This is a genomic window from Roseinatronobacter sp. S2 (genome assembly GCF_029581395.1).
In the GTDB taxonomy this organism is placed as follows: Bacteria; Pseudomonadota; Alphaproteobacteria; order Rhodobacterales; family Rhodobacteraceae; genus Roseinatronobacter.
On sequence record NZ_CP121115.1, the window covers coordinates 427,177 to 448,769 of the forward strand.

Genomic DNA, 21,593 nt, shown 5'->3' on the forward strand with positions numbered 1-21,593 from the left:
CGACGCGCGCCGCGCTGATTTCAGCCGCCCGCTTGGTTCTGCTTGCGGGTTTCTGCCGCTTTTTGCGCGGACTTTGAACGTTCCCCGGCTGGTCGCGCGGCTGCGGCCTCGCCGCCTTTCTTGCCACCCTTTTTCGCGGCGGGGTTGCCGGTATGGGTGCCCCGGCCCGACCCGCTTTTGTTTCCGCCCCCGTCATCCTTGTTGACGGTTGCCCAAGCGCGCTCCTTGGCCTCTTCGGGTTCGACGCCGCGTTCTTCATAGCTTTCGGCGATATGCTCGGCCTTGCGTTTCTGTTTGTCGGTGTATTTGGATTTGTCACCACGCGGCATGCGCGCCTCCTGTTGCAGGGATTGGAAAAAGAAGGTTGGGCAAGGCCGGTGCGCGTGTGTTGCCTGCGCGCCACCGGCAGAACGCCACCAGCGCCATTCACAGGCCCTAGCCGAACATGCGCACCAGCAACCACAGCGCAAGGGCTGCCACAAATGCGCCAATCACCCAGCGCATCGGCCTGCCTGAATCGGGGGGCCTTGCCGGGGGCAGATCGGTGGGAAATACCGTTTCGCGTTTTTCGGGCGCTGTTTTGTCGGGACCGGCCGGTTTGGCCATCTCGGGCGGGATGACGCCCGGACCGGGGCCTACGGCGTGGATTTCCCCCTCGCGCGCGGTGCTCGCCTGCTTTGGGCTGTTCGCGGTGCCTTCCGTTTCGTCATCCGTGCCCGCCGCCGGTGCGGCGGGGTCAGGCACGGGGGTTTTCTTGCGCCCATCGCCCGCGGCGTCACCGCGACGAAGCGCTTCTGCGGTGTCTTTCTTGCTGCCTTGGTCTGGCATGATTGCTCTCCTTGCTCAGGCCGCACCCTGCCGCGCACAATGGTCACAACAATAGGTGACATCGCCATGATCCGTGCCGTGTCCCAGTATTTTGCAGCCACAATGGCCGCACTCGGGTGCAAGCTTCTGGATTGCGCATTCGAAGCTGTCGAAGCTGTAACTCGCCCCGCCAATCGTGACTTCGAAGGACTGCGCATAGTCGTTTCCACATTGTGCGCATATAGCCATCGGTCATCTCCTTTCTGATATGTATCCCCCGAACACACAGGGTCGCGGATTGTTCCAACCAACGGCCTTGCGCGCCCCGCACCCCTGCCGGCGCACCCATCCACAACAGGATTTGGAACCCCGCCCGCATTCCCGCGGTTAGGGCAATGCGCGTCAGACCAATGGCACGCCAATGGCACGGCGCCACAAATGAGGAGAACGTGATAGAGAGAGGAGGGTATTGCGATGAATATCACCGACAGAACCACACAGTTTACCGAAATGGATGCCTATCCGACCCGCCTGAAGGACATCGAGCGCATTGTCCCCCGCAAAGATCCGGTGCTGTGGCAGGATTGGGACGCAGGCGCGCCAATCACACAAGGACAGGCACGCGATTACGAAACCAAAGGGTATCTGGTCTGCAAGGGTCTGTTCAGCAGCGATGAAATTGACCGGTTGATTGCTGCCTCAGTGCAGTTGCGCGCCAATGGCCAGCATATCCGCACCGAAGATCTGGTGACCGAACCGGGTGCCGCCGCTGTGCGCACCATTTTCCGGCTGGATGAACACAGCCCGCTTTTTGCCCGGCTGGCCGCCGATACGCGACTTGCGGATGTGGCGCGCTTTTTGCTGGATGACGAGGTGTATCTGCACCAAAGTCGCCTGAACTACAAACCGGGCTTTATCGGGAAAGAGTTCTACTGGCATTCGGACTTTGAGACATGGCACGCAGAGGATGGCATGCCACGGATGCGCGCCGTCTCGGCCTCGATTCTGCTGACGGATAACAGCGCACTGAACGGGCCGCTGATGCTGATCCCCGGATCGCACAGGCATTTCATTGCCTGTCAGGGCGAAACCCCCGATGCCAACCACAAGACAAGCCTGAAGCAGCAAAAGGTCGGCGTGCCATCAAACACTGCGCTGGAAAAGCTGACGGCCAACGCGGGACTGGAGGCCGCGACCGGGCCTGCGGGCACTGTGGTCTTTTTCGAATGCAACACGCTGCATGCCTCGAACAGCAATGTGACACCCTTTCCGCGTTCCAACGCGTTCTTTGTCTATAATGCCATGTCGAACCAGCCGGTCATGCCATTTGCCGCCCGCACGCCGCGCCCGACATTTCTGGCCAATCGTGGTGCCGCGCAGGCCATCACCCCCATCCGGGGTGATCTGACCATGGCGTAAGCTTGCTTTTGGCTGTTAGCCCTGCCCATGCGTATCATGATTGCCAGCCCCGAGCGCCCATAGGTAACCCACCATCGCGCCCTTGATCACGCGCAGCAACAGCACCGCAAGGATGGGCAATGCAGTTACGCCAACCAATGCAAGCACCAGACGATCAGGTGTAAAGATCGCGGCCGCCGCCCAAAGCAGCGGCCCCGTCAACACCCCCAGAACCGCCACAGTCAGGAATGCAGGTCCCGCAGCCGGGGTGTAGGGCCGCAGGTCAAGGCCGCACTGCGCGCAGCTTTCATGCAGCCCCAGATAGCCGTCGAACAGACGGCCCATCCCGCAATTTGGGCAGCGACCCGCCGCGCCACGGCGCAGCGCTTCGCCCATTTCCCTTGGTTGATTGCTGGTCATGATCTTATCCTGTGTGACAAATCTACCCTGCGTCACAGTCTGGAAAAGGGCGGGTTTGGCCCCGCACCATCCCGCCTTGCACCGCGGATCAGTCATCCTCGTGCCGGTTGTGTCCGCGTTGCCATGGCCAGCGGCCTTCAATCTAGACTTCCAGTGTAAAGCTCAGGAAGGTGCGGATAAGCACAATCACCGCCAGCACGCCAAGGCTCTCCAGCGAAGGTTCGATGATGACAGTGCCAACAATATCCGCAGCAATCAGGAATTCCACCCCGATCAGGATGCTTTTTGCCAGCCGTGTGCGGAACAGGTCGAATATCTTCTGTCCCTCCCAACGTCGCAGCAGGTTGCGCACGGCCTCCGACAGGGCAAAGACAGCGCCCGCCAGGATTGCAGAAACGCCCAGCACCTCCAGCAACTGGGCAATGACATCAAAATAAACGTGCAGCAGTTCATCAGACATGGGCCAGGGCCTTGGGGTGCCGGGTGCGGGCCATATGCATTAGCCCGGGCAGGATTTCCCCGCCCGGGCATACCAGAAGTACCGGAAAATACCGGTGTTTGGGCTTACTGATCTTCGATCAGCGCGCACAGATGGGCAATATCCGGGTCGTCCCCGGTGGCACCCATATCGTCGGCAGCGCCCAGATCCGTATCTGTTTCGGGGTCATCAAATGTATCGGTTTCGGGGTCGGCAAGCGCATCATCGGTACCCGGCGCAGTGTCGTCGCCAGACGGAACCTCTTGTGCGTCATCAAACCCGTTGCCGTTCGCATCGATCCCGTCGCAATGCGCAAGCACGATGTCTTGCTGCTCCAGCGTCAGATTGGCCCAGTTCTCGGTGATCTCGTCATCGCCAAGCAATCCACTGGTTTCGGGGTCGCTGAAGAAAGCGTTTCTGGTTTCGTCATCCCATTCAAACGGAATGCTGGTCGCGCCAAAATCGGTGTCCGGGTCTGCCGTCATGTCCTGCGCAAAGACAGCCGTGCTGGCGCCCAGAGCGACGATAAGCGGAATTGCTAACTTAGGGGTCATTGAACATTCTCCTGTTTGGTGATGCCTCATCGAGGCGTGGACCCCCCCAACAAGCATTTCGTCACAATGTTCCATCAGGATTTCGCAGCCGCTGATTTCCTGCGGCGGGGCACTGTCACAGGCAACAGAAAGGCAGCCTGCTGTCGCCAAATCGCCCGCACGCGTGGAACAAGTTTGCCATCGGGCTGTTAGTTCTGCGGTTTTTCGCCTGAGGGAGTTCATACCATGCCGGACTTTGACGTCACCGCCCCCGATTTCACCATCGCCGTACTTTATATCATTGTTGTCATGGGCATCGGGCTTTGGATCAGCCGGTCGCAGACCGATACCAAAAGCTATTTCCTTGGCGGTCGCGGGACGATCTGGCCGGTTATCGGCATCTCGATGATGTCTGCCAACCTGTCTGGCACGTCTTTCGTGGGGCTGGCTGGCGCGGGCTATGAACACGGAATCGCGGTGTGGAACTACGAATGGACCGCAACACTGGTGTTGATCTTCTTTTCGCTGTTCGTGCTTCCGTTCTATCTGCGCTCCAAGGCCAGCACCATGCCGGAGTTTCTGGAGCGCCGCTATGATACGCGCGCGCGCAAGGTCTTTGCGGCGTTTTCGGTCTTTACCGCGATCGTGATCGACAGCGCAGGAGCACTGTTCGCAGGGTCGCTGACATTGCAGCTGCTGTTTCCCGATGTCCCCCTATGGACCCTGATCGCAGGGATCGCGTTTCTTGGCGGGGTTTATGTGATCTTTGGTGGCCTGAAGGCTGTCATGATCACCGATACAATTCAGGGCGTGCTGCTTATCGCAGTGGGCACAATCATATTTTTCATGACGTTCTGGCAAATCGGATCGTGGGAAGGTGTGCGGCAGGCAGCACCCGAAGGGGGCTTTACCATTGCCCCGCCTGCCGATGATGACTTCTTTCCCTGGCCCGGCATCTTTACCGGGGCGATCTGGCTAAGTTTCTATTACTGGACAACCAATCAGGTGGTCGTCCAGAAAGTGCTGGCCGCCAAGAATGTCGATCACGGGCGCTGGGGGCTGTTGCTGGCGGGGGGCTTGCAGCTTCCCTTTCTGTTCATCCTTGTCCTTCCCGGGTTGATGGGCCGCGAGATTTTCCCCGAAATCGGGGACGCAGACCAGATATGGCCTGCACTGGTGTTCCAACTGCTGCCCGAAGGGTTGCGGGGGCTGGCACTGGCCGCACTGGTCGCGGCACTGATGTCCACTGTCGATTCCGTTCTGAATGGCAGCGCATCGCTGGTCGTCAATGATTTCGTAAAACCGCGCAAAAAACACTGGAGCGATGCACGGATGCTGCTTCTCAGCCGGGCACTGGTCGGCGTGTTCATGGTGCTTGCGGCCATCTGGGCACCACTGATCGGCTCGTTCGGGGGTATCGTGGAATATTTCCAGTCCTTCCTGGGGTATATCACCATGCCGGTGGTTGTGGTCTTTCTGGGGGGGCTGTTCTGGCGGCAGCCACCGCGCCACGCGGCTTTCTGGACCCTTTCGATTGGCATACCAATCGGTGTTGTTTGTTTTACCCTGTTCGAAGCCCTTGGGCTGTTCGATCTTCAGTTTCTGTATGGCACGGGGCTGATGCTGCTGCTTAATCTGGGCATCTTCGCGACAATCACTTTGCGGTCCGAACCGCCTAAACTGGAAGCGGGAGAAGATATCTGGAGCCGCGAAAGCTGGCGCAAGGACCGCGAAGAACTGGCGAACAAGCCGCTGTGGAAATCACATCACATGTGGTCGGCGCTGCTGATTGTGGTGACGCTTGTGATGGTGCTGAGTTTCATCTGATCGCACCGGAAGGGGGCCGCCATGATGCCTTGGATAATCACGATTGCCCTTGTCATTGCCGCATACCTTGTGTCGTGGCTGGTGCATGCCGCGCTTTACTGGCTGGCAATGCGCGTGTTGTCGCGGCGCGAAGAATTCTGGCGCGCGCTTGTGCGTCAGGGCACTGGCCCGGCACGGCTGACCCTGACGATTGTGGCTATGGCCGTCGCGGTGATCGCTGCCCCCCTGGATGCACGGCACGAAGCACTGGCGCTTCATGCCCTGCTGGTGGGGTTTGTGCTATGCCTGATATGGGTTTGCCGAACGGCGCTGGATATCTGGCTGTCGCTGTATCTGCGCAGGTATCGCGTCGATGTTGCCGATAACCTGATCGCGCGCAAGCACGTCACCCAGTCACGCATTTTGCAGCGCGTTGTGAATATCATCCTGCTGATGCTTGGTGCCGGCGCGATTGTCATGACATTTGAGGGCGCGCGCCAGTTCGGCATTAGCCTGCTGGCATCGGCCGGTGCGGCAGGTATCGTGCTGGGCCTTGCGTTGCAGCCGATCATACGCAACCTTCTGGCGGGTATCCAGCTTGCCATCGCACAGCCAATACGGATTGACGATGCCGTCATCGTCGAGGGCGAATGGGGCAATATCGAGGAGATTACCGCAACGTATGTCGTGGTCAGGATCTGGGACAAGCGGCGGCTGGTCGTGCCGCTGACCTATTTCATCGAGAACCCCTTCCAGAACTGGACGCGCGAGGATTCAACCCTGATTGGCACCGTGATGATCTATCTGGACTATACGGTGCCGGTCGACGACATCCGGCAAACTGTCGCGGCCTTTCTGGACGAAAACCCGCTTTGGGATCGCGATGTGGTTGCGGTTCAGGTGACGGATTTTCGCGAATTCGTCATGGAGGTCAGGATCCTTGCCAGCGCAAGCAGCGCGCCCAACGCGTTTGACCTGCGGTGCGAGCTGCGCGAACATCTGGCGACGTTCCTGCAAAAAAACTACCCGCAGGCACTGCCAAGGATGCGCGGCACAGTGGATATACCCGCGCTTGCAGAATAAAGGGCGCGCGGGCACCATGGCACCCGTGCGCCCACCGCGTTTCTTTACTTCTTGCGCGGTAGAAATTCAGCGTCGGCTTGCTCGTTCTTTTGATCCGCAGGTTCCGATTGCTTCGGGCCATCACTGCTGCCATCTTCATCATCATTCAGCTCTTTCAATGGCTGATCGGTGCGCTGCGGCTTTCGTGGTTGCCCTGATGCGGATGTAGATTTCGGGGAAGTGTCGGGTTCTGATTTGGTCATCGTCATCTCCGTAAAACGTGTCAGAAACAAACACGCCGAAGCGGCATTTGTTCCGCTTTGGCGTAGCCAGCCTGAATAGAGCTGGCTATGCAAACATTTATGCCCAGAGTTGATTGCTGGTAAAAATAGCCAACAGATGTTTCCCTCATTCGGCCTGCGGACATGCCCTTGGCCAGTTTTCGCCGATACCACCGAAGCGGCCCATGGCCGTTCTTGCAAGAATCACCTTCATATGATGCAATTTCTGTGTGCGCAGAGAATGGGGGCTGCAATGAATGACTGGAAAAACACATCTGTAATTCCATGCGTCAATCGCTTCGGTGAACGGTTGACAGTTATAGAGCCGTCCCGCGCAGATCGCGCTAAAAGAACACGCTCATTAAGCGAGAAAGAAACCTTGACCTGCCGGTATATGCTGGGCAATGGCGCGCAGGTAAAGCGCATTGGCAGCGATAGATTTGTGCTCCCTGATTCAAATGAGATCATCAGTCGCCAATAGTGGATCAGCACAAGCACCCCACCTGATGTCCGGGTTTTGCACCCAGAGTGTCGAAGCCATCTTGCAACAAGTCTGCACGTTCAAAAATTTGGCGCAGGGCGCATTCTGAAACTGACCATGCAGAAACCCGCCCATGTTCTGTCACCTGCAAGATTTGTTCACCCCAACAACGGAACATCGGCCACTCCCAACAGTTTGACTCGCCGGATGCAGCTGATGGGAGAGCATCATGCTTCGGCAACGTTGGCGAGCGATACCCAGACTGATCAGATTCATGACCAAGCACTTCATGATTGGCGTTGCGCTGGGTTGGTCGTGCAGCCTGCTATTGATCAGGAGTGATGCGGTCCAGATAGGACCGCTGTTGGCCAGCTATGACAGCCCTGCATTGATGGCATTATTCTTTGCCAAGGGCGGGCTTTATTTCGGCACTTTTGCCATGAGCGTGGCGATCATGAACATGGACGATGACGACCCCGCAGGCGGAAAACCTGATAGATATTTGTTTTTCAAGACATTCTGGAATGCAGTCAGGGCGCGCGGTTTTTTGCAGCTCCGGGGACGTTATTGCCACCGATAGCGCAAGCAGGGGCTTTGTCCGGCCTCGATCTGCACGCCGAAGGTCAGATATAACGCTTTGCGATGGCGCGTGAAGTACGTTCAGTCGCGCGCAGCCACCGTGCCCGGTGTGATCCGCACAGGCACGGACTTGGCCGCCGGTGTTTTGCTTTCTTCGGCATATTGCCACAGCGGGATCAACGCATTGCATTCGGGAAAATAGGCCGCGATCGTGCCTGCGGGGACATCATAATCGATCACCTGAAAACCGTTCATGCTGCGGGTGATGCCATCATCCACCGCGGTTGTCAGGCAGGCAAACCCACCTTTTGCAATTCCGCAGCGTTCGCGATCCGCCGGGTTCACCATGACGATCATGCGCGAATTGTGGATACCGCGAAAGCGGTCAGCATAACCATATACCGTGGTGTTGAACTGATCATTCGAACGCAGCGTAATCAGGCGCAAAACCTCTGGATCGTCGCCTGTGTCGAAGCTGGAATGCAGGGCCTTCGGGATTTTGAAATTGGCCTTGCCGGTATCAGTCTGCCATTCGCGCTGACGTGCGGCAACAGGGCGCGCGAAGCCACCGGGCACATCAAGCCGTTTGTTGAAGTCACGAAAATCATCGGGAAAACACGCTTCGATTTCATCGCGAACCAGCGCATAATCTGCCACCCAGTCATCCCATGGCACGGACTCATCGGGTGGCAACGTGGCCTGTGCAATACCTGCGACAATCGCTGGTTCTGACAGCAAGGTGTCGCTTGCGGGCCGGTGTTTGCCGCGTGATGCGTGCACGCAAGTTGTTGAATCTTCCATCGTCACAATCTGCGGGCCGGACGCCTGCATATCAATTTCCGAACGGACAAGCGTTGGCAGCAGATAGGTGTTTTCACCTGTGACAAGATGCGCACGATTGAGCTTCGTTGCGATCTGAACCGAAAGATCAATGCCGCGCCATTTTTCCTCCATCAACGCGCGTTCGGGAATGGCGCGCACGAAATTGCCGCCCAGACCAATGAAGGCACTTACCTTTCCTGCCACGATAGCCTCGCAGACCTCAACCGTGTTCATGCCGTCTTCGCGCGGCGGCTGGAACTGATACCGCGCGGCCATCTTGTCAAGCGGCACCAGATCGACCTTTTCTGCAATGCCGACCGTGCGCTGCCCCTGCACATTGGAATGCCCGCGCACCGGACAGACGCCTGCGCCAACACGCCCGATATTGCCGCGCATCAACAGCAGGTTTATCAACATCTGAACATTGTCTATGCCCAGTTTATGCTGCGTCAGACCCATGCCGTAAATCGCGATAACGGACCGCGCATTGGCATAGGTACGCGCTGCCTTTTCCAGATCAATGCGCTGTAACCCACAAGATCCAACGATCGCGGCCCATTCGGTCTGACGCAGTTTTTCTTCAAACTTATCAAAACCATGCGTGTGCTCGGCTATAAAGGCATGATCAAGAACCCGGGCGTCACCGTCGGCAATGGCCGCATCATCCCATTCAAGAAGCAGTTTCGCGATGCCCATCATTGCCGCAATGTCCCCCCCGGCGCGCGGCTGATAATATTGCGTTGCGATCTGTGTTGGCCTGTTGGTAACCATCTGGGCAGGTCGCTGCGGGTTTACGAATTCTTCCCAACCGCGTTCGCGCAGCGGGTTGAAGACAATGACCGGCACATTCCGCTCGCGCACCTTTTGCAGATTGTGCAGAAGTCGGGGCGAATTCGTGCCGACATTCTGCCCGAATGAAAGAATGCAGTCGGTCTTCTCATAATCCTCAAGCAACACCGTCCCAACCGGGGTGCCAATGCTTTGCGGCAATGCCACAGACGTGGTTTCGTGGCACATGTTGGAACTGTCGGGAAGATTGTTGCTGCCATAAAGCCGCGCGAGAAGCTGATACATGAACGACGTCTCCAGCGAAGCCCGCCCCGACGCATAGAAAACCACGCTGTCAGGATTGTACCCCCTGAGTTTCCCGCCAATTTCAGCAAAGGCCTGATCCCAGCTTACAGGCACATATTTGTCGCGGGTTGCGTCATAGCGCATCGGGTGGGTCAGGCGCCCTTCGTTTTCCAGTTCGTAGTCGGACCATGCCAGAAGCTCCGAAACGGTATGTTTTGCAAAGAATTCGGGCGTTGTCCGTTTTGCTGTCAGGTCCCAGAATGTCGCTTTCGCCCCGTTTTCGCAAAATTCTGCCGCATGGGGTTGGGCGGGCTTTGCCCATGCGCAGCTTGTGCACATGTAGCCACCGGTCTTGTTGTGATCGCGCACCAGACTTGCAGCAGTGGACCCGGCGCGCTGGTGCATGACGTGTTTGAAAAGTGATTTCACTGATCCCCATCCGCCGGCCGGTTGGCGATAGGGTTTATGGGTCGCGTCATCGGGCATGGCATCCTCCGGACATTGTCTGACCCGAACCGGCGCGACACTGTTTTGTTCCGATAGATAATCCGTCCGTGGCACCGGCGCCCTGCATATCGCAGGACCGCCAGCACCTCGCGTGCTGATCCCGCCTTGTGTCCGCCCCCGCCGGTTAAAGTATTTTTCGGCAGCCGATGTCATGAAACCAAACGCAGATGTGGAACAACTGTCCATTTGGATGGTTGCGTTCATTGCATCGAAAACGAGGGACGGTAAGTGAGTTCAACGCAAACGCCTTACGCATTGCCCTATTGCGGCCCTGCTCCAGATCCGGGGACGCTTGTTTTCGCATGGAATCTCGACCCCGTCCTTTGGGCAGCAATCGGGATTGGAACAGGGCTTGGCTTTATCCACCTGCACCAGACGACGGCAGGGCCAACCCGACAACGGGCGTTTGCGGGCGCTTTAGGGCTTGCGGTTGTTGCCTTCATATCACCGCTCTGCGCGCTGACTGTTGCGCTTTTCACGGCCCGCACACTGCACCACCTGATCCTGATCGGCCTTATGGCACCGCTTCTGGCCATCGCGCTGCCGCTGCGTCGCATCCCGGTGGGTGCCGCGTTCTTTGCGCTGTCGGTCGCACTCTGGGCTTGGCATGTGCCGGTTATCTACGCCGCCGCGTGGGATCATCCGACCCTTTACTGGGCGATGCAGGCGACCCTTCTGTTGCCCGCCTGGGCAGTCTGGAGCGCGGTTTTCGCGCCCCGTCGCGGGCTGGGCGGGGCGGTCGCTTCCGCCTTACCAGTTGCTGCATTTGCAGGGCAGATGGGGCTTATAGGTGCGGTCCTGACCTTCGCGCCCCGCCCGCTCTATCTTGAGCATCTGGTCTATACCGAAGCGTTTGGCCTGACCGCGCTGGCTGATCAACAGCTTGCGGGTCTTGTGATGTGGGTGCCCGGAATGCTGCCCTTCGCGCTTTTTGCTGCATTGACCCTGCGCGCGGCATGGACACACGAGGCGCGCATATGATCGCGCTGTTCAAGGCGATGCATGTCATCGGGCTGGTGGTCTGGTGCGCGGGCCTGATCGCACTGCCTGTCATTATACAAGCCTACGGTCGTGCCACCAATGTGCGCACCCAGACCGGATATTCCGAGTTTCGGCTGCTTACCCATCGCGGCTATGTCGAACTCGTCACACCCGCCGCCGTGATCGCTGTCGGGGCCGGGATCGTCCTGATTTTCATGCAGGAAATCCGCGACCCTTGGATGATGGCCAAACTTGTGGCGGTCGCAGGAATGGCCGTCTGTCACGCATGGATCGGGCATATGGTTTCAATGACCGGCGAAGAAAACGGGGCCTACCGGCTGCCCACCCCGATCCCGGTCCTCTTCGGCGCGGTCGGGCTGATGGGTGTGGTGCTGTGGCTGGTTCTGGCCAAGCCCGACCTCGCGCCGCTTGCCGGGTTTCTGCCCGACTGGCTGCGTCAGCCACTCGGTCGCGAACTGCCATCGTTCTTGGTCCCGATCTGATAATCAAAAACAAGTTTACCACCATGCCAACCCGTCATTGCTGTCATGCCCGCCGCCAGAAAGGAAAGCGCCAGCCCAAGGGGCAGGATCACCTCTTCTGGCGCGCCAATGCGGATCATCCAGTTCAGCCCGAGAATCGACAGAAGCGTCATGGCCAAAACAAAATGCGTCCAGCTTGCCGCACGATTGCGGATGCCCGGAACCATCAGCAATTCGACAGTGCCGGTAATTGCCGCGAGCACGGCCATCAGAAACGCCCCGAACGCCGCCCAGCCAGCGGCAATGGCCCAAAACACGTCCCCAGTCCACCAATACAGCAGGTCCGCGCCCAGCACGCTCATCGTCAGGGCTATGGGAAAAGCCACAAGCATGGCATGGATCGGATGACCGGCCAGCGCAATTTTCGATTCCTTCAGATGCAGCGCTCGCTTCTCATTCACCGGGTCAATGAACTCAATCTTGCTTGTGGCGTCAGGGCGGCTCATGAGCGTGCTCCATTTTCTGGGCGTCACCGTATCAAGCGTTTCGGGGCCGTAGCGGTTCCATTATTGCTTGCAGGGTGCGATGGTAATGTTTCCGCGCTGGCCCCTGCCGGTCCCGCCGCGCGTGATATTGCATGGCTGTGGTGGGCGTTTGCAGGGGCCTCGTTCGTGCTGACCGTGATGGTGGTCGTTCTGGTGGCGATGGCTTTTGGCGCGCCGCGTGTGGTCAATGAGCGGCGCTGGACATTCGGGCTTGGGCTGTGGTTCTCGCTGGCGATACTCAGCGTCACGCTTGCCGCCGGGATCTGGGTGGGTGAGCGCATTCTGCCACGCGACGACGGCGCGATGGAAATCCGCGCGCATGCCTTTCAGTGGGGGTTCGCGTTCACCCATCCCGGACCTGACGGCCCGGTTGAAACCGTGGACCTGCTGATCCTGCCCGCCGGAGAACCCGTTGATATAGTGATCACCAGCGAGGATGTGATCCATTCCTTCTGGGTGCCGCAGCTGGCGGGCAAGATGGACGCGGTCCCCGGCCACACCAACCGGCTGCGCCTGCGCGCGGATGCGGCGGGCCGGTTGGGCGGGCTGTGCGCCGAGTTTTGCGGCATCGGCCATACCGCGATGGAATTCGACGTGCTGGTAGTGCCAGCCGATGACTGGGACGCAGCACTTGCCGACCCTGACGCGGCCACAGCCGAAGTCACACCATTCGAGGAGCAGGCCGATGACTGACCTTGCCGCCAGCCCTGCCGCCGCAGATACCGGCCCAACCGACCGGAAACCGCGCGACGCCGCCGCAGCCATCCCGCCCAATCCGCCGCAGCGTGCGCTGACGTTGCACCGCGAGTGTGACCGCGTCTGGTCAAACGCGCCCGGCTGGTGGGGGCATGTGACGGCGGTAAACCACACCTCGCTGGGGTTGCGGTTTATGGGCACAGCGCTGGTTTTTTTTGCCATCGGGGGTGTTCTGGCAATGCTGATCCGCGCGCAGTTGTCCACGCCTGCCGGCGCGTTTCTGGATACCGAGCTTTATAACCAGATATTCACGATGCATGGCAGCATCATGATGTTCCTTTTCGCCATCCCGATGCTGGAAGGGCTGGGCATCTACATGCTGCCGAAGATGCTCGGGTCGCGCGACATGGCGTTTCCCCGTCTTACGGCACTTGGCTATTGGTGTTTTCTGTTCGGCGGGCTGATCATGATCACAGCGCTTTTGTTTGGCGTGGCCCCGCGCGACGGCTGGTTCATGTATACGCCGCTGTCCAGCGCCACCTATTCACCGGGCATCAACGCCGATGTCTGGCTTCTGGGCGTGACCTTTGTGGAAATTTCAGCGCTGGCCGCAGCGGTCGAGATCACTGTGACGATCCTGCGCCAGCGCGCGCCCGGCATGAAGCTGACGCAGATGCCGCTGTTTGCATGGTATATGCTGGGCACATCGGCAATGATGCTGGTGGGGTTTCCGCCCCTGATCCTTGCATCTGTATTGCTGGAGATCGAGCGCGCATTTGACTGGCCCTTTTTCGATGTGCTGCGCGGGGGCGATCCATTGCTCTGGGCGCATCTGTTCTGGCTGTTCGGTCACCCCGAGGTTTACATCATCTTCCTGCCCGCCGCAGGCGCACTTGCAACGATCATCCCGGTGATGTGCCGCACCGATATCGTGGGCTATGGCGCGATTGTCGCGGCGATACTGGCGCTGGTGTTCCTGTCATTCGGGCTTTGGGTGCATCACATGTTCACTGTGGGCATCCCGCATATGGCGCTCGCCTTCTTTTCGGCGGCCTCGCTTCTGGTGGCGATTCCGACTGCGGTGCAGATATTCGCCTGGATCGCAACAATGTGGAAAGGGCGCCCGCAGTTGGAACTGCCGATGTATTACATCCTCGGCTTTTTCCTGACCTTCGTGATGGGCGGGCTGACGGGTGTGATGCTGGCAGTGGTGCCATTCAACTGGCAGGCGCATGACACGCATTTTGTGGTGGCACATCTGCATTATGTTCTGATCGGCGGGTTCGTCTTTCCGCTTCTGGCGGCGGGGGCTTACTGGATGCCGCAGATCACAGGCCGCACCCGCGTCAGGGGCCTGGGCGAAGCCGCGTTCTTCACCATCCTGGCAGGCTTTCACGGCACATTCTTTCTGATGCACCTGACCGGGCTTCTGGGTATGCGCCGCCGGATTGATGTTTATTCCGGGAACCCCGAATGGATATGGCTGAACCTTACATCTTCGATTTTCGGCTTCGTCATGGCCATAGGCTTCGCGCTATTTCTGCTGGATATGATCTTGCAGACAACGCTGGGCCAGCGTGTGCCGCGCAATGTGTGGGGCGCGCCGACGCTTGACTGGGCGATGCCGCTTCCCGCGCCCGCGTATAATTTCGCCTCGCTGCCCAGCCGTTTTCATGCCGATGCGGGGGCCTCGGCCACGCTTGTGCCGCTTGCGCGCGGTAAGGGGCTGCTGCCCGGCGCGCCCCGCGACCGGCGCGAACTGCTTGTCACCAGCATTGGCAGTGCGCGCCTTGACCATGTGGCAATTCTGCCCGGAAATACCGCGCTACCGCTGGCCCTGTCGGCGTCGATTGGCAGTTTTGTGCTGCTGATGCTTGCCGGGCTGTACACACTCACGCCCCTGTCACTGGTGGTGGTCGCGGTGCTGATCTGGGTCTGGGTGCGCGGTTTTGTGATACGCACCGGCGACGCGCCGATTCCCGTTGCACCGGGAATCGAGTTGCCGGTTCAGACGCGGCGTCGCCGCACACTTGTCTGGAGTGGTGTGGTCTGCCTCTTGCTGGCAAATGGCACATTCTTCGCCTCGCTTCTGTTCGGTGTGGGCTTTTTGCATGTGGTGGCCGCCAACTGGCCGGCACCACCAGCGCAAGCCGATCAGGGGGCGGCGGCGGTTCTGGTGCTGGCAGTGGCTGTCGCAATGATCGTCGCGGCAGGGCTGGCGCGCCTCGCCGATGTCAGACAGCCACGCGACCTTAATGTGGGCGGGCTTGCGTTTTTGGGGGCTGCGGCCAATCTGGCTGCCCTTGCAGCGCTGACAGCCCTTGCATGGGGCTGGATGGATGACCCCACGCGCCATGCCCGCGATGCGTTGCGCGGGGTGCTTGCCGGATATGTCGGCCTGCACGCGCTGATCGGGGGCGGTTGTGCCGCGTTTGCATGGGACCAGACCCGCAGGGGCGAAATCAGCGCCGAGCATGCAGGTGCCCTGCCCGGCTGGCGGTTGTGGCAGGACTTCGCGGCAGCAATCACCGCAATTTCGGCCGCTGTCGTGATCGGACAGGGGGCATGGGGATGAAGTGGCTCGGGCTCTTTCTCGCCGGACCCATCATCTGGGCATTCGGTTTCTCACTCGTCTATGCGCTGCACGGCACGGGCTGCAATCTGGGCTGGACCGGGATCGATGTGTTAGGGTTCATCACCCTTCATCACCTCTTACTCTGGGCTGGTTGGCTGGCGGCGCTGTCGGCCAATCTCGGGCTGCTACTCTCGCGTCCGGCAGCGCCCGAAAACCGGCTGGCGCACTGGCTGCCGCGCGCTGGCGCATGGATCGGTTTGGGTGCGACCTTTTTCTCATTACTTCCGGTTGCGTTGACAAGCAGTTGCTAAGCGATCTGGCACGGGCGCTTGCGCCATATTCTTCACGAACGCACGGAACATTGAGCGTTTTGTGAAGTTAGTTGAAGTGTTGGCAATCAGAACGCTGCCGCGCTGGCACGCGCAATGCGGCGGCGCTTCGCGCTTTGGCGCGCAACCTGTTGTGAAACGTTTTGGGGTGAAACTTGTCCATTGGCGAAAACAGCATACCCATGAAGGGAAGTATTTGGGCCGTTGCACAGACCGGCGTTCCGGTCGCGGCCATCTTGCTGGCGGCCACAGCCCTTGCCGAACCGGACGACAGCGGCGATCCCAATGCCGCGCACGGCGAATATGTCGCGCGGGCGGCAGGCTGCATGTCATGTCACCAGGAAGACCTGTCGGGCGGCTACCGCGTCGAAACCCCGATGGGCACAATTGTCGCCAGCAATATCAGCCCGTCGCAGGACTACGGCATCGGGGGCTATAGCCGGGATGATCTGGCTAATGTTCTGCGCCGTGGTGTGGCCCCCGACCGCCGCCTGTATCCCGCCATGCCCTATGCGTCCTATCGGGGCATGACGGATGCGGATATCGACGCGCTTTACCTTTGGCTGATGGAACAGGACGCCGTCGATGAGGCGCCTGAGAACGAAACCGACCTGCCCTTTCCCTTCAACATCCGCACCGGGGTGATCGCGTGGAACTGGCTGTATCTGGACGACCGCGATCTGCCCCGACATGATGATCCGGTGCTGGCGCGTGGCGCATATCTGGTTAATCATCTGGGGCATTGCGGCGAATGCCATACCCCGCGTAACGATTTCTTTGCCATGCAGGATGATCTGTATCTTGCGGGCGAGGTGATAGACGGATGGCTGGCCCCGAACCTGACATCAGATCCGGTCAGCGGCATCGGGGAATGGTCCGGGCAGGACATCATCGACTATCTGAGCAAGGGGCACGCCGGAAATGTCGTGCAGGCCGCGGGACCGATGGCAGAATTCGTGCAGCACGGAACCAGCCACCTGGAAGAAGGCGACCTTGCGGCGATTGCGGCCTATCTTAAAACCATCCCCCCCATTGCAAGCGGCATTCAGGACGTGCCCGTAATCCCCCCCGAGGGGGAGAGGGTGACGCCACAGCATCAGTATCATCAGATCCGCATTGAGATGGCCACGGCCATGGCGCGCGAGGATCTGACAGAACCTGAGCAATTATATCTTGATCATTGCGCCGCGTGCCACGGCGTCACCGGGCAAGGCCAGCCGCAGGCCTATTATCCGCCGCTGAACCAGAATGCAGCACTTCGTCGCGCGGATACGACCAATCTTTTGCAGGTGCTTCTGCATGGGGTGCCAGCAGGCAAGCTGGCCCGCGCGCCTGCAATGCCCGGGTTTGCAGACGAATTTAGCGATGCGCAGATTGCCATGATCGCCAATTACACCCGCGCCACCTTCGGCGGGCGGCAGGACAGCGCATTGACCGCCGCGCATGTCACAAGCATCCGCGAGGATGAAGAAGAAATGCCCGCGCCGTTGCGCATTCTGCAACTGGCTGCGTGGGCGGGGCTGATCGGTGCGCTTGCGCTGATTGTGGCGGGGACAATGTTTTTCTGGTGGCGCGCACGGCTGCGCGGTTTCAAACGGCAGGAGAGTTGAGAGCATGGCCAAAACACCCTTCACCCCAAGCCGCCGCCAATTGCTGGCGATGATCGGGCAGGTTGCCGGGGCAGGCGCGATGTATCAGGCCATGACCAGCCTGGGGTTTGCAGCCGAATCCGGCTATCGTGGCGCGCTTGATCTGCAAGGGCCACGACAGGGGCGTCGCGTCCTGATCCTTGGTGCCGGGGTTGCAGGTATGCTTGCGGCCTATGAGTTGCGCCGCGCGGGCTATACCGTGAAAATCCTGGAATATCAGGACCGCATTGGCGGGCGTTGCCTGACCCTGCGCGGCGGCGACCGGTATACTGAAATGGGCGGGCATGAAATTACCTGCGATTTCGAAGGTGACGGGTATTTCAACCCCGGCCCGTGGCGGCTGCCCATACATCACCGCGCGGTGTTCGACTATTGCCAAAGGCTGGGTGTGCAGATGCAGCCCTTCATCAACAAGAACAACAAGGCCTATCTGCATTCTTCCAGCGCATTTGGTGGCCAGCCGCAGCGCATTGGCCATGTCGAGAAGGATATGCGCGGTCATGTGTCCGAGTTGCTGGCCAAATCGCTGAACCAAGGCGGACTGGATGAAGCCGTCAACCTTGAGGACCGCGAAAAGCTGTTGGAGGGCCTGAAGGAATGGGGGGTTCTGGACAGCGATTACAGCTACCGCGTCAGCGACGATCTGGGCGAGGTCCGCGGCTGGGAAATCCGCCCCGGTGGCGGGCTGATGGCGGAAAAGAAGCCTTCGCATCCGATCGATCTGTCGCCGCTGCTGCATTCAGGGCTTTGGGACCAGTTGTTCAACTTCCACGGCTACCGGTTCGAGCCGCCTATGTTCGAGCCGGTGGGGGGTATGGACAGAATCTCGGACGCCTTCGCGCGCGAAGTGGCCGATGTGATCCAGCTGAATGCCCGCGTCACCACAATAGCGCAGAACGACGATGGTGTGACCGTCACCTACGAGGATGGCGGTCGCGGCGGCACGGTGCGTCAGGAAAGTGCCGACTGGTGCATCTGCACCATCCCGCTGTCGGTACTGGTGCAGCTTGATGTCGATTGCTCGGATGCGCTGCGCAAGGCGATTGCGGCGGTGCCGTATGCGTCTGCCTTCAAGGTTGCGCTGGAATTCAGGCGCCGGTTCTGGGAACAGGATGACTGGATCATGGGCGGGATCAGCTATACTGATCTGCCGTTGGTTCAGATTGCATATCCCAATTACGGGTTCCTGTCCGAAGGACCGGCGGTCTTGCAGGCGGCGTATGACACGGCGACAGCGGGGCGCAATTTCACCTATTCATGGTCCAGCATGACCCCGCAGGAACGCATTGATGCGGCCCTTGCGCTGGGTCGCCATATCCATCCGCAATATGACGCCGAATTCATGTCCGGCACATCCTGGGTGTGGCACCGCGTGGACTGGTCTTTGGGCTGCTACGGCGAATGGACTGATGACCTGCGCGATGTGCACTACAAGACGCTGTGCGAAATCGACAACCGGCTGGTGCTGGCGGGCGAACATTGCTCGCATATCCCGGCATGGCTGGAAGGGTCGCTGCTCTCGGCGCTTGATGCGATCAGGCGTCTGGATGAAAGGGAGAACGCGTAAAATGTTGACCCGACCCCTTCTTGCAGTTGTCGCGTTGTTCCTGTCGGCCACCGGATCGCAGGCTCAGCAAGCCGCCGGTCCATCCGAAGTAACTGACATTGATAGCCTGCTGGAACGCTTTTCAGAGGATTCCGAGAAATTCACCCAGACAGAGGGAGAGGCGCTTTACCGCACCACCTGTCAGGCCTGCCATATGGAAGACGGACAGGGCGACGCGGGGGCAGGCGCGCATCCGCCCCTTGCGGATAATCCCAAGATGATTTCAAAACATTTTATCGCAGGCGTTATCCTGACCGGGTATCACGGAATGCCGGGTTTCAGTGACATGATGTCGGATGCGCAGGTTGCGGCCGTGACAAATTATGTGCGCACACATTTTGGTAACACCTACCCCGACCCGATAACCCCTGAACAGGTAGAGGCCCTGCGCCCACCCGAGGACGCGGATTGAGCACCTATCCACGCTTCTGGCGAACCCGTTGATAAGTGATGAGACCAAAGAGCAGCGCTTCGATCAGCGCAGAATACTGCGCGCGCCTGCGCCCTTCAAATGACGGCACCTCTGGTTTTGGTCGCGTCCTGCCCAATGCCAAGACAAGAAGCCCAGACCCAAGAAACAGAGCCGCACATACAAGCGTTGCAATTACAGGGGAAAACTCAGCCGCGATGACCATCCAGATCGCGGCAACCAGAAACCCTGCCACGATCCTCAGCAAAATGAGCCCCGCCACTCCCAAAAGGGCGCGGCGCTTGTGCCAATCGAGCAGCGCCTTGATTTCCTGCTGCGAGAACAGACAGCATCAACGCCGCGACATGGCTTTGGCCAGAAGGAACCCAGCGCCTGCAGCAAGGGCAAGTGCGACAGCAGGGCGCTCCTGCGCAAAGGCTTCGGCATCTTCCAGTACGCCCTCGACATGATCTGCGGCGTATTCCATCTGCTCGCTCGCGCCGTCCGCCGCCTTGCGGCCGGTCTTGCGCACGCGCGCGACCGTATCGCGCATGGAATGCTCCCCTGCCCTGAGCGCGGTTGCCGAAAGCTCTGCAACGTCACTTTTCAGGGCGTCAACTTGCGCTTTCAACTCTTCATAAGATTTCTCTGTCGTTTGTGCCGCTTTTTTCGCGGGGCCTTCCGTGCTGTCTTTCTTTCTGTTGGCTGCTTGCTCTGCCATATTACCTCCTTCGGCATTTCCGGTAGGCTTCAACAAGGACAGCATGGCCAGATGGCCATGCCGAGTTCGCTCTCACATTCTGAAGGCCCAGTCATCGAACTCTTTTTCGGCCTCTTCCTTGGCGACGCCGTATCTTTCCTGAATCTTGCCGACAAGCTTGTCACGCTTGCCTTCAGCCTGATCCAGATCATCATCTGTCAGCTCGCCCCATTGCTCTTTGGCCGCGCCTTTCAGTTGCTTCCATTTGCCTGCAATTTTATCATCATTCATCATGCGCCCTTTCCGCTTCTTCAGGATATGCTGCTAACCAGAAACAGGGCGCTTGTGTTCCGCCTCGGCGCAGAAAAAATCCACCACCCGTATCAGACCGGTTCGCGAGAAATTCAGGAACATTTCCGCCATCCGGCGAGTCTGGACGAACCTCAAGGAAGGATTCACGTCAGCGGAGTGCACAATCCTGGCCAAGCCAACACTTGTGATCCATCAGCTATCTTTTCGCATAAACATGCGCATAGGCGAGTGCCACAAGGGCGCCCCCGATCAAATTCCCGATTGTTGCGGGCACCAGATTGGCCACAATGCCAAAGAACGAGATTTGCGCAGCCGAGACATCTGTCACCATCTGAACCAGATAGGCGTAAGGAAGAAGATACATATTGGCGACGGAATGCTCTAGCCCTGCGGCGACGAATGCCGCTATGGGCAGCAACAGGCCTACGAATTTCTGGGTAACCGTCTGGCCGCCCAAGGCCATCCAGACCGCCAGACAGACCAGTATGTTGGCTAGAATGCCGCTGGCAATCACGGTGCCAAAGGACTTCCCGACTTTTGTGAGTCCGAGGTCGAGCGCCGCGCGACCCACGGCCCCCTCGCCTGCCTCATGCACACCGGCCCCGATTACGACCACCGCCAGCAGGAGGGAACCGGCAAGGTTCGCAAGCCACACGATCAGCAAAGCACGCGCCGCAGCGCGCATCGCGAGGTCCTTTGCATAGATCGGCCCTGTCATCAGGGTGTTGCCGGTGAACAACTCGGCACCGGCAATCAATACCAGGGCCAGACCAAGCGAGAAGACCACCCCTGCCAACACCTGCGCGACACCAAATGGCAGCCCATCCGCCCCTGCAAGCGCGATAATCGCAAACAATCCGCCCAACCCCACATAGACCCCTGCCAAAACACCCAGCACGATCATTGAACCCAGCGGCAACTTCGCCTTGTCTGCAACCTCTGCGAAGACCTTCGTTGTCAGGTCGGGGGGTTCCGGAAGCTTGGATACTTCAGCCATCCTGCGCCTCGCGGTCCGCGGCGGACTTGATCTGAACGTATTCTTGCACGATTGCGGCAAAGGC

General features: G+C 59.3%; 23 protein-coding genes. 12 read left to right on the top strand and 11 right to left on the bottom strand.

The genetic code is table 11. From position 1 onward, the window contains the following. Nucleotides 1–20: 20 nt before the first annotated feature. Nucleotides 21–329, bottom strand: coding sequence for a hypothetical protein (locus P8S53_RS18790; protein WP_277806844.1), 309 nt, complete (start codon nt 327–329; stop codon nt 21–23). A 106-nt stretch (nt 330–435) separates the two neighbouring features. Beyond that, nucleotides 436–828, bottom strand: a complete 393-nt coding sequence (locus tag P8S53_RS18795) for a hypothetical protein (RefSeq protein ID WP_277806845.1) — start codon at nt 826–828, stop codon at nt 436–438. A gap of 453 nt (nt 829–1,281) precedes the next feature. On the opposite strand from P8S53_RS18795, the gene thpD reads away from it, so the two are divergent. Then, a complete protein-coding gene (gene thpD / locus P8S53_RS18805; protein ID WP_277806847.1) occupies nt 1,282–2,226 on the top strand; it encodes an ectoine hydroxylase in 945 nt (314 codons plus the stop codon). A gap of 15 nt (nt 2,227–2,241) precedes the next feature. Here the strand turns inward: thpD and P8S53_RS18810 are convergent, their stop codons facing one another. The 3 genes from P8S53_RS18810 to P8S53_RS18820 all read right to left on the bottom strand — a co-directional run bounded on the left by P8S53_RS18810 (nt 2,242) and on the right by P8S53_RS18820 (nt 3,657). Further along, the gene (locus P8S53_RS18810; protein WP_277806848.1) at nt 2,242–2,625 is read right to left on the bottom strand and encodes a DUF983 domain-containing protein; all 384 of its coding nucleotides are present in this window, start codon (nt 2,623–2,625) and stop codon (nt 2,242–2,244) included. A gap of 142 nt (nt 2,626–2,767) precedes the next feature. Further along, the gene (locus tag P8S53_RS18815) at nt 2,768–3,085 is read right to left on the bottom strand and encodes a DUF1622 domain-containing protein (RefSeq protein ID WP_277806849.1); all 318 of its coding nucleotides are present in this window, start codon (nt 3,083–3,085) and stop codon (nt 2,768–2,770) included. Between the two features lie 104 nt (nt 3,086–3,189). Next, complete coding sequence (locus P8S53_RS18820) at nt 3,190–3,657, bottom strand: hypothetical protein (RefSeq protein ID WP_277806850.1); 468 nt, start codon at nt 3,655–3,657, stop codon at nt 3,190–3,192. A 225-nt stretch (nt 3,658–3,882) separates the two neighbouring features. Here P8S53_RS18820 and P8S53_RS18825 point away from each other — a divergent pair, with 225 nt between their 5' ends. After that, nucleotides 3,883–5,463 carry a sodium/solute symporter gene (locus tag P8S53_RS18825; protein ID WP_277806851.1) on the top strand — a complete coding sequence of 527 codons (1,581 nt, stop codon included), beginning with the start codon at nt 3,883–3,885 and terminating at the stop codon, nt 5,461–5,463. A gap of 21 nt (nt 5,464–5,484) precedes the next feature. Continuing rightward, nucleotides 5,485–6,525, top strand: a complete 1,041-nt coding sequence (locus tag P8S53_RS18830) for a mechanosensitive ion channel family protein (protein WP_277806852.1) — start codon at nt 5,485–5,487, stop codon at nt 6,523–6,525. Nucleotides 6,526–6,569: 44 nt separating this feature from the next. On the opposite strand, the gene P8S53_RS18835 is transcribed toward P8S53_RS18830, so the two are convergent. Next, nucleotides 6,570–6,986 (bottom strand): hypothetical protein, encoded by a 417-nt coding sequence (locus tag P8S53_RS18835; protein ID WP_277806853.1) that lies wholly within the window; start codon nt 6,984–6,986, stop codon nt 6,570–6,572. A gap of 554 nt (nt 6,987–7,540) precedes the next feature. On the opposite strand from P8S53_RS18835, the gene P8S53_RS18840 reads away from it, so the two are divergent. Continuing rightward, nucleotides 7,541–7,846, top strand: a complete 306-nt coding sequence (locus P8S53_RS18840; RefSeq protein ID WP_277806854.1) for a hypothetical protein — start codon at nt 7,541–7,543, stop codon at nt 7,844–7,846. A gap of 80 nt (nt 7,847–7,926) precedes the next feature. Here P8S53_RS18840 and P8S53_RS18845 read toward each other — a convergent pair whose 3' ends face one another. Next, nucleotides 7,927–10,227, bottom strand: a complete 2,301-nt coding sequence (locus P8S53_RS18845; protein WP_277806855.1) for an FdhF/YdeP family oxidoreductase — start codon at nt 10,225–10,227, stop codon at nt 7,927–7,929. 249 nt (nt 10,228–10,476) lie between these two features. Here P8S53_RS18845 and P8S53_RS18850 point away from each other — a divergent pair, with 249 nt between their 5' ends. Beyond that, nucleotides 10,477–11,229, top strand: coding sequence for a cytochrome c oxidase assembly protein (locus P8S53_RS18850; RefSeq protein ID WP_277806856.1), 753 nt, complete (start codon nt 10,477–10,479; stop codon nt 11,227–11,229). Beyond that, a complete protein-coding gene (locus P8S53_RS18855) occupies nt 11,205–11,732 on the top strand; it encodes a CopD family protein (RefSeq protein WP_277806857.1) in 528 nt (175 codons plus the stop codon). The genes P8S53_RS18850 and P8S53_RS18855 overlap by 25 nt, the downstream gene beginning before the upstream one ends. On the opposite strand, the gene P8S53_RS18860 is transcribed toward P8S53_RS18855, so the two are convergent. After that, a complete protein-coding gene (locus P8S53_RS18860) occupies nt 11,687–12,217 on the bottom strand; it encodes a DUF2231 domain-containing protein (protein ID WP_277806858.1) in 531 nt (176 codons plus the stop codon). The genes P8S53_RS18855 and P8S53_RS18860 overlap by 46 nt on opposite strands. Nucleotides 12,218–12,280: 63 nt before the next feature. Here P8S53_RS18860 and P8S53_RS18865 point away from each other — a divergent pair, with 63 nt between their 5' ends. The 6 genes from P8S53_RS18865 to P8S53_RS18890 all read left to right on the top strand — a co-directional run bounded on the left by P8S53_RS18865 (nt 12,281) and on the right by P8S53_RS18890 (nt 19,523). Further along, nucleotides 12,281–12,949, top strand: coding sequence for a cytochrome c oxidase subunit II (locus P8S53_RS18865; protein WP_277806859.1), 669 nt, complete (start codon nt 12,281–12,283; stop codon nt 12,947–12,949). Beyond that, complete coding sequence (ctaD, locus tag P8S53_RS18870; RefSeq protein WP_277806860.1) at nt 12,942–15,527, top strand: cytochrome c oxidase subunit I; 2,586 nt, start codon at nt 12,942–12,944, stop codon at nt 15,525–15,527. The genes P8S53_RS18865 and ctaD overlap by 8 nt, the downstream gene beginning before the upstream one ends. Then, nucleotides 15,524–15,838, top strand: coding sequence for a hypothetical protein (locus tag P8S53_RS18875; RefSeq protein ID WP_277806861.1), 315 nt, complete (start codon nt 15,524–15,526; stop codon nt 15,836–15,838). The genes ctaD and P8S53_RS18875 overlap by 4 nt, the downstream gene beginning before the upstream one ends. 200 nt (nt 15,839–16,038) lie before the next feature. Continuing rightward, nucleotides 16,039–17,466 carry a cytochrome c gene (locus tag P8S53_RS18880; protein ID WP_277806862.1) on the top strand — a complete coding sequence of 476 codons (1,428 nt, stop codon included), beginning with the start codon at nt 16,039–16,041 and terminating at the stop codon, nt 17,464–17,466. Between the two features lie 4 nt (nt 17,467–17,470). Then, entirely contained in the window at nt 17,471–19,072 is a 1,602-nt protein-coding gene (locus P8S53_RS18885; protein WP_277806863.1) for a flavin monoamine oxidase family protein, read from the top strand. A gap of 1 nt (nt 19,073) precedes the next feature. Then, nucleotides 19,074–19,523 (top strand): cytochrome c, encoded by a 450-nt coding sequence (locus P8S53_RS18890; RefSeq protein WP_277806864.1) that lies wholly within the window; start codon nt 19,074–19,076, stop codon nt 19,521–19,523. Nucleotides 19,524–19,872: 349 nt separating this feature from the next. Here the strand turns inward: P8S53_RS18890 and P8S53_RS18895 are convergent, their stop codons facing one another. The 3 genes from P8S53_RS18895 to P8S53_RS18905 form a co-directional block, all read right to left on the bottom strand. Beyond that, nucleotides 19,873–20,241 carry a hypothetical protein gene (locus tag P8S53_RS18895; RefSeq protein ID WP_277806865.1) on the bottom strand — a complete coding sequence of 123 codons (369 nt, stop codon included), beginning with the start codon at nt 20,239–20,241 and terminating at the stop codon, nt 19,873–19,875. Nucleotides 20,242–20,313: 72 nt separating this feature from the next. After that, the gene (locus tag P8S53_RS18900; RefSeq protein ID WP_277807272.1) at nt 20,314–20,511 is read right to left on the bottom strand and encodes a CsbD family protein; all 198 of its coding nucleotides are present in this window, start codon (nt 20,509–20,511) and stop codon (nt 20,314–20,316) included. Between the two features lie 217 nt (nt 20,512–20,728). Next, nucleotides 20,729–21,529 (bottom strand): formate/nitrite transporter family protein, encoded by an 801-nt coding sequence (locus P8S53_RS18905; protein WP_277806866.1) that lies wholly within the window; start codon nt 21,527–21,529, stop codon nt 20,729–20,731. Nucleotides 21,530–21,593: the final 64 nt, after the last annotated feature.

Excerpts from the sequence above, each read along its gene's own strand:
- P8S53_RS18795 (WP_277806845.1), bottom strand. The coding sequence starts at position 828 with ATGCCAGACCAAGGCAGCAAGAAAGACACCGCAGAAGCGCTTCGTCGC.
- P8S53_RS18855 (WP_277806857.1), top strand. The coding sequence starts at position 11,205 with ATGGACACACGAGGCGCGCATATGATCGCGCTGTTCAAGGCGATGCAT.
- P8S53_RS18860 (WP_277806858.1), bottom strand. The coding sequence starts at position 12,217 with ATGAGCCGCCCTGACGCCACAAGCAAGATTGAGTTCATTGACCCGGTG.
- P8S53_RS18890 (WP_277806864.1), top strand. The coding sequence starts at position 19,074 with ATGTTGACCCGACCCCTTCTTGCAGTTGTCGCGTTGTTCCTGTCGGCC.
- ctaD (WP_277806860.1), top strand. The coding sequence starts at position 12,942 with ATGACTGACCTTGCCGCCAGCCCTGCCGCCGCAGATACCGGCCCAACC.
- thpD (WP_277806847.1), top strand. The coding sequence starts at position 1,282 with ATGAATATCACCGACAGAACCACACAGTTTACCGAAATGGATGCCTAT.
- P8S53_RS18880 (WP_277806862.1), top strand. The coding sequence starts at position 16,039 with ATGAAGGGAAGTATTTGGGCCGTTGCACAGACCGGCGTTCCGGTCGCG.
- P8S53_RS18885 (WP_277806863.1), top strand. The coding sequence starts at position 17,471 with ATGGCCAAAACACCCTTCACCCCAAGCCGCCGCCAATTGCTGGCGATG.
- P8S53_RS18810 (WP_277806848.1), bottom strand. The coding sequence starts at position 2,625 with ATGACCAGCAATCAACCAAGGGAAATGGGCGAAGCGCTGCGCCGTGGC.
- P8S53_RS18790 (WP_277806844.1), bottom strand. The coding sequence starts at position 329 with ATGCCGCGTGGTGACAAATCCAAATACACCGACAAACAGAAACGCAAG.
- P8S53_RS18825 (WP_277806851.1), top strand. The coding sequence starts at position 3,883 with ATGCCGGACTTTGACGTCACCGCCCCCGATTTCACCATCGCCGTACTT.
- P8S53_RS18840 (WP_277806854.1), top strand. The coding sequence starts at position 7,541 with ATGACCAAGCACTTCATGATTGGCGTTGCGCTGGGTTGGTCGTGCAGC.
- P8S53_RS18900 (WP_277807272.1), bottom strand. The coding sequence starts at position 20,511 with ATGAATGATGATAAAATTGCAGGCAAATGGAAGCAACTGAAAGGCGCG.
- P8S53_RS18845 (WP_277806855.1), bottom strand. The coding sequence starts at position 10,227 with ATGCCCGATGACGCGACCCATAAACCCTATCGCCAACCGGCCGGCGGA.
- P8S53_RS18905 (WP_277806866.1), bottom strand. The coding sequence starts at position 21,529 with ATGGCTGAAGTATCCAAGCTTCCGGAACCCCCCGACCTGACAACGAAG.
- P8S53_RS18895 (WP_277806865.1), bottom strand. The coding sequence starts at position 20,241 with ATGGCAGAGCAAGCAGCCAACAGAAAGAAAGACAGCACGGAAGGCCCC.
- P8S53_RS18820 (WP_277806850.1), bottom strand. The coding sequence starts at position 3,657 with ATGACCCCTAAGTTAGCAATTCCGCTTATCGTCGCTCTGGGCGCCAGC.
- P8S53_RS18830 (WP_277806852.1), top strand. The coding sequence starts at position 5,485 with ATGATGCCTTGGATAATCACGATTGCCCTTGTCATTGCCGCATACCTT.
- P8S53_RS18815 (WP_277806849.1), bottom strand. The coding sequence starts at position 3,085 with ATGTCTGATGAACTGCTGCACGTTTATTTTGATGTCATTGCCCAGTTG.
- P8S53_RS18875 (WP_277806861.1), top strand. The coding sequence starts at position 15,524 with ATGAAGTGGCTCGGGCTCTTTCTCGCCGGACCCATCATCTGGGCATTC.